This is a genomic window from Pseudomonas sp. FG-3G, from assembly GCF_901007645.1.
In the GTDB taxonomy this organism is placed as follows: Bacteria; Pseudomonadota; Gammaproteobacteria; order Pseudomonadales; family Pseudomonadaceae; genus Aquipseudomonas; species Aquipseudomonas rhizophila.
This window is the reverse complement of the sequence record NZ_CAAKGZ010000029.1, coordinates 104,997-111,050: the sequence shown is the minus strand read 5'-3', so window position 1 is coordinate 111,050 and position 6,054 is coordinate 104,997. Positions and strand designations below refer to the sequence as shown.

The following is a 6,054-nucleotide window of genomic DNA, read 5'->3' as shown; positions in this document are numbered from 1 at the left end:
GCCCAAACAAAAAAGCCCCCGTTGCCTTGTGGCAGCGGGGGCTTTTTGGTGGATCACACAATACCGATACCTACGCTAAACCCTTGTGGGAGCGAGCCTGCTCGCGATAGCGGTGGATCAGTTGATGGCGATGTTGACTGTGCTGTCGATATCGCGAGCAGGCTCGCTCCCACCTGGGTGGATCAAATAAACCCATCTGCTCACGGTTGGGTCGCCTTGTTCTGACGTTTGTTGATTTCGTCCACCAGGCGCTTGGCCAGCGCCGGATAGTTCTCGTCGAAATGATGGCCACCAGGTAGCTGGATGGCTTCGCCCACCGCGGTCTTGTCGGTACAGCCACTTTCAGCCGCTTCTTCTACGCCGTAGATGCACACCACTTTGTCGGCGGGCAGCTTGGCCATTTCCGGGCCCGTGGCGGCTTCGGTGCCGGCATTGCCGAGCCAGCCTTCGACTTCGATCTCGAAGCTGCCGGTGCGCGCGAAGGCCAGCAGGATGATTGCGTCGACCCCTTGCTGCTCGCTGGCCGGAAGGCGATTGTAGATTGCGGGCAGTACGTCGGCGCCAAAGGAATAACCGGTCAGGATGAAGCGCTTGGTGCCCCAGACCTGACGGTAGTGCTGCATCAGTTCGGTGAGGTCCTGGGCGCTTTGTTCCGGGCTCTTGTGCTGCCAGTAGTAGCGCAGGGTGTCGATGCCGACGACCGGGTAACCGATCTTGGCCATTTCTTCGGCCACGTCCCGATCCAGGTCCCGCCAGCCGCCGTCTCCGGAGAGAAACAGCGTCACGGTGTCCCGGGCCTGGCTGGCTGGCACTTCCACTACGGGAATGCTCAGGCCGCCCTGGTCGGTGCCTACCAGGATCTTGTGCAGTTCGTTGTTCAGCACCTGTGGCAGGTTGATGTCGTAGTTGCTGATGCTGGTTTCAGCGTTCGGTTGATCCCGTACGAAACCGGCGCTGGTGTCGTCGGGGTTGTCATTCCAGGCCACCAGCCAGTGGCCATGGGCCGCACTTTTAGGCAGCAGGTGGGTGCAGCCGGGTTTTTCCAGGGCCAGGTCCACCGACACGGCCTGGGCCTTGTCGTTCTTCTGCTCAGCCAGCCAGCGCCAGGCCAGCACGGCTCCGGGGCCGATACCGCTGACCAGCGTTGCCGGCCCCTGGAGCTGCTTCAGGCCGGCCTGCAGGGCACGGCCTTGCAGCATGCAGTCTTTGGGCAGGATCACCTGGACGATCTGCGCCGAGCCGCTGCGGCTGAGGGTCAGCAATTGCGTGTCGCTGAGTTTCTGGTCTTGGTTGACCGCCACCAGCACCTGGGCGCGGGGCGGGGTGCCGGGAATGATCCGGGTCATGGGGGCACCGTCGACCGGCGTCAGCTGTTCAAGGGTCGGTTGCGGGGCAGGGCGGTTCCAGTACCAGTAACCGCCACCGAGAATCACCGCCAACACCAATAGGGTGGCCACTACGTATCGCCAGGAACGTTGCATCATCAGCGTTTCACCAATCCAGTCAGGCCGCCTGCAATCAGGGCGGCGGTATCGGCCAGGGCTACCAGCGGATCGAGTCCGGCGGGCACGGCCATGTAACGAGGTTCCCAGTCAGGCTGGAATTTATCTTTGAAACGGCGCAGGCCCTGGAAGTTGTAGAGCTGTTCGCCACGGCGGAACACCATCGAACCCAGGCGCTGGGTCAGCGGTGCGCCGCGTCGCGGTTGCAGGCCCGACAGGGGGACCATTCCGAGGCTGAAGCGGGCATAGTCGTGGGCTTTGTAATGCTGAATCAGCCCGACCATCATGAATTCCATGGTCAGTTTCGGGGCGTCGGGATGGGCGCGCATCAGGTCGAGACTGGCCAATTCATGGCTGTGGGTCTCCAGCAGATTGGCGAACGCCACCGGGCGGCCTTCGAAACGAATCACTGCGATGCGAAAATGCTTGAGGTAGTCGTCGCTGAACCGGCCAAGTGAAAAGCCTTTTTCCCGCACGTTCTTGCCGGTCAGCCAGGCGTCGGAAATGACCTTCAGCTCATCCATCGGCGCCTGGCCCGGTTCGTGGATCTCCAGCGACAGGCCGTCCCGGGTGCCGCGGTTCCAGGTGTAGCGCAAGTCCTTCATCTCTTTGCCCTTGGCTTCGAGATCGAAATGCTTGAGGTCGACCCGTGCTTCTTCACCCAGCTTGATCGCGGTCAGGCCGATGTCCATGTAATACGGCAGGTTCTCGGCGCGAACCTGATAGAACACCGGGCGCGCATGATGGATATCGCACAGGTCGCGGAACTGCCAGATCATTTCTGCGCGTTGCTGGGTAGGGCCGATCGGGTCGTACAATGCCACCAGACTGCGGCCACGGCGGGCATACATCAGAAATGCTTCGTCGTTGGGATGAAACAGCAATGCCTTGTCACCGGTCAGGGCCAGGCCGCCATCGGCTTGTGAAGAGGCCATGAGAATCTTTTTGGCTCGCTCCAGTTCTTCTGCCGCCGGCAGCTGGATCACCGGGCGGGCGGTACGCAGCAGCCAGGTAAGGGACACCACCACCAGCAGCACCGCCGCGCCCAGCAGTGAGCGCAGACCACGAGGGGCGTCGGCATCGAGGGTGAATTGCCACCACAGTTCATGGCTGTAGGGCACGTCCTGGTATGCAAACAGCAACAGCCAGATTGACGCGCCGAGCACGCATAGGCTGGCAATCAGAAACAACGGCGAAAATGGCAACTCGGTCAGGCGACTCGGACGATAAAACGAACGCCGGAACACCGCCAACAAACTGGCCGTCAGCGTCAGCAGCGTGGCCTCTTCCCAATCGAAGCCCTTGAGCAGTGAGAGCAGGGCGCCCACCAACAGTAAAACGGTGGTCAGCATCCAGGCGGCGGACAAGCGACGGCGCAGACCCTGGGCGAGCAATAGGCACAACACGCCCACAAGGCTGGCGCCCAGGTGCGAGGCGTCCACCAGCCGATGAGGGATCAGGAAACCAATGTGCTCCAGGCGAGTATCGATTTCCGGGGTCACGCCGGAAAACAGCAGCACCACGCCCGAGAGGAACACCAGCACCGCCAGGATCGGCGCCGCCAGGCCCGACGCTACCCGCAGGGACTGGCGGGCCTGGAACAGCCGTTGCGCCTCATTGATCAGCAACAACACACAGGCCACCAGCATCGGCAGCAGGACATAGATCAAGCGATACAAAAGCAGGGCGGCGGCCAAAGGCGCAGCCCCCAGTTTGTCGGCGAAGGCCGCCAGCAGGATCGCTTCGAACACCCCGACCCCGCCCGGTACATGACTGAGTACGCCGGCTGCCAGCGCCAACAGGTACACCAGCAGGAATGCGCCGAACGGTGGTGTTTCGGGCAACAACAAGTACAGCACCGTGGCGGCCGCCGCGACATCCAGCGTGGTGATGATCAGTTGCAGGAGCGTCAAGCGTCGGCCCGGCAGGCGCAGGGTGCGGCGCCCGGCCTTGATCAGCAGGCTGTCCCGATAGGGCTGTTCTGGCAGGCGCCGACGGTAGATGCCGATAGCCAGCGCACAGGTGAGCAGCAGCACTGCCACGCAGATCGCTCCCAGCCAAGTGGCCGGCAAGTGCAGGGCGGCGGAAGCGGCGGGCAGATCACTGAGGGTTGCCAGGGCCGCCAGCGGCGGCAGTGCACAGCCCAGGGACAGGCTGGCAAACAGGGTCATGTGGGCGACATCTGTCGCGCCCAGGCCATGGCGGGCATACAGCCGGTAGCGAACCGAGCCCCCCGACAATAACGAGAGCCCGATGGCGTTGCCGATGGCAAAAGCGCTGAATCCGCCCAGGACCAGCGTTTTCGCGGGCAATTTCACACCGGCATAGCGGCTGGCGGACCATTCATAGCCCAGCAAGATGACGAATCCGACGACAGTCGCGGCGACTGCGCCGAGCAGGGCTGAGCGCGGCACCTGCATGATCGAGTCGTGCAGGGCGTACAGATCGAGCTCGCTCAGCAGGTGGCGACAGGCAATCAATGCAAGGGCGAACAACAACAGTGTGAGGGCGAGGCCGATAGGCTGACGGTACTGACTGATACGCTCCAGCCAGCGTAAGCGCCCGGCCTTGATCGGTTGTACCGCAGTAACAGTGTCTTGTGGGGCAGACGAGTGAGCGCGCATCAATCACCTCTTGAACTATGCGCGACAGGATGGGGGCAACCCGCTCAGTTACCAATCCCTGCCGAAAAAAATAATTACAAAATATTTGTCATGAAAGCTTTTTTCGACAGGCACAAAAAAGGCCACTCTTTCGAGTAGCCTTTTTTGATGTTTGGTTGCGGGAGCCGGATTTGAACCGACGACCTTCGGGTTATGAGCCCGACGAGCTACCAGACTGCTCCATCCCGCGTCTGTGTGGCGGCATTCTACAGGCGAACGCCTGAGTGTCAACCGTTAAAAGGTGGTGAGGTCAAATAAACGGCCAATTCGTCGCCAACCGAGCTAAACACAAGAAATCAAAAGGAAATTGTCCTACAAGCAGGCAGTCTGCATTGCGTCGCCGTGGGGTTGGGCGAGGTTCGCAGGTCTTCTCTTCACGGCGCCCTGCTCAAAAACAAACGGCCACAAAAAAGGCCACTCTTTCGAGTAGCCTTTCTTGATGTTTGGTTGCGGGAGCCGGATTTGAACCGACGACCTTCGGGTTATGAGCCCGACGAGCTACCAGACTGCTCCATCCCGCGTCTGTGTGGCGGCATTCTACAGAGGATCGGCTGGCTGTCAACCCTGACGCCAGGAAAATCTGTTCAGCTTCAATTGCTTAGCCTAAGTCCTGGGCATTGTGACAGCGCTGTGACGCAAGCCTGGCAAGGGCTGGCGCTCTATTGGACGCTTCGCAACGATTGAAGAAATAAATTCACGTAGGCTTTTTCCAGCCGCAGTGAAGGATCTTTTCAACTACTGGTGCTATATACAGTTGTCGGTGCGATACTGGCGTCCCGACTTGTCGCACATCCGCTTCTCTTATGACGCAACGCAAAATCATCCACGTCGACTGTGACTGCTTCTACGCCGCTATCGAGATGCGCGATGACCCGCGGCTGGCCGGCAAACCCCTGGCGGTCGGTGGTTCGGCGGACCGGCGCGGGGTCATCGCGACTTGTAACTACGAGGCTCGGGCCTACGGTGTGCGCTCGGCCATGTCATCCGGACACGCCTTGAAGCTCTGCCCCGACTTGACCATCGTCAAGCCGCGGATGGACGCCTACCGGGAGGCGTCGAAGGAAATTCATACGATCTTCAGCGATTACACTGACTTGATCGAGCCGCTGTCCCTGGATGAGGCCTACCTGGATGTCTCCGCCAGTACCCATTTCGGTGGGAGCGCCACCCGCATCGCCCAGGACATTCGGCGGCGGGTTTCCAATCAACTGCACATCACGGTGTCCGCCGGCGTCGCCCCCAACAAGTTTCTGGCCAAGATCGCCAGCGATTGGAAAAAGCCCAACGGCTTGTTCGTCATTACCCCGGATCAGGTCGAAGACTTCGTTTCGGCCCTACCGGTGAGCAAGCTGCATGGGGTGGGTAAAGTGACCGCCGACAAACTGAACAGGCTCGGCATTGTCGATTGCCTGCAGTTGCGTCAATGGGACAAGCTGGCGCTGGTGCGCGAATTCGGCAGTTTCGGTGAGCGACTCTGGAGCCTGGCCCGTGGGATTGATGAACGTCTGGTGCACAATGACAGCCGTAGACAGTCCATCAGTGTGGAAAATACCTACGACGTCGATCTGCCTGATCTAACAAGCTGCCTCGATAAACTGCCGGAGCTGATGCAGTCCCTGAGTGGGCGCATCGCCCGGATCGACAGTAGTTATCGACCGGGCAAGCCGTTCGTCAAAGTGAAATTCCACGACTTCACTCAGACCACCTTGGAGCAGGCCGGGGCAGGGCGCGATCTGGGCAGTTACCAGTTGCTATTGACCCAGGCATTCAACCGCGGCGGCAAGCCGGTGCGTTTGTTGGGGATAGGGGTACGGCTGGAGGATCTGCGAGGCGGGTTTGAGCAGTTGGAATTGTTTGAGCGGTGAGGCTGCCACTTACATGAAGGCTTT

3 protein-coding genes and 2 tRNA genes are annotated in these 6,054 nt (G+C 60.5%); 1 reads left to right on the top strand and 4 read right to left on the bottom strand.

Annotated elements, in window-relative coordinates; all coding sequences use genetic code 11:
* Positions 1 to 200: 200 nt before the first annotated feature.
* From PSEUDOMOFG3G_RS20720 to PSEUDOMOFG3G_RS20705, 4 genes are all read right to left on the bottom strand, one after another.
* Positions 201 to 1,484, bottom strand: a complete 1,284-nt coding sequence (locus PSEUDOMOFG3G_RS20720) for a virulence factor family protein (RefSeq protein WP_139051018.1) — start codon at positions 1,482 to 1,484, stop codon at positions 201 to 203.
* Entirely contained in the window at positions 1,484 to 4,126 is a 2,643-nt protein-coding gene (gene mprF / locus PSEUDOMOFG3G_RS20715; protein ID WP_139051017.1) for a bifunctional lysylphosphatidylglycerol flippase/synthetase MprF, read from the bottom strand. The genes PSEUDOMOFG3G_RS20720 and mprF overlap by 1 nt, the downstream gene beginning before the upstream one ends.
* A 152-nt stretch (positions 4,127 to 4,278) precedes the next feature.
* Positions 4,279 to 4,355 (bottom strand) — tRNA-Met (locus PSEUDOMOFG3G_RS20710).
* A 254-nt stretch (positions 4,356 to 4,609) separates the two neighbouring features.
* Positions 4,610 to 4,686: transfer RNA gene (locus PSEUDOMOFG3G_RS20705), tRNA-Met, on the bottom strand.
* Positions 4,687 to 4,968: 282 nt separating this feature from the next.
* Between PSEUDOMOFG3G_RS20705 and dinB the strand changes: the two genes are divergently transcribed.
* Positions 4,969 to 6,030, top strand: a complete 1,062-nt coding sequence (gene dinB / locus PSEUDOMOFG3G_RS20700; protein ID WP_139051016.1) for a DNA polymerase IV — start codon at positions 4,969 to 4,971, stop codon at positions 6,028 to 6,030.
* Positions 6,031 to 6,054: the final 24 nt, after the last annotated feature.

Coding starts and splice junctions, on each gene's coding strand:
- PSEUDOMOFG3G_RS20720 (WP_139051018.1), bottom strand. CDS start 1,484: ATGATGCAACGTTCCTGGCGATACGTAGTGGCCACCCTATTGGTGTTG.
- dinB (WP_139051016.1), top strand. CDS start 4,969: ATGACGCAACGCAAAATCATCCACGTCGACTGTGACTGCTTCTACGCC.
- mprF (WP_139051017.1), bottom strand. CDS start 4,126: ATGCGCGCTCACTCGTCTGCCCCACAAGACACTGTTACTGCGGTACAA.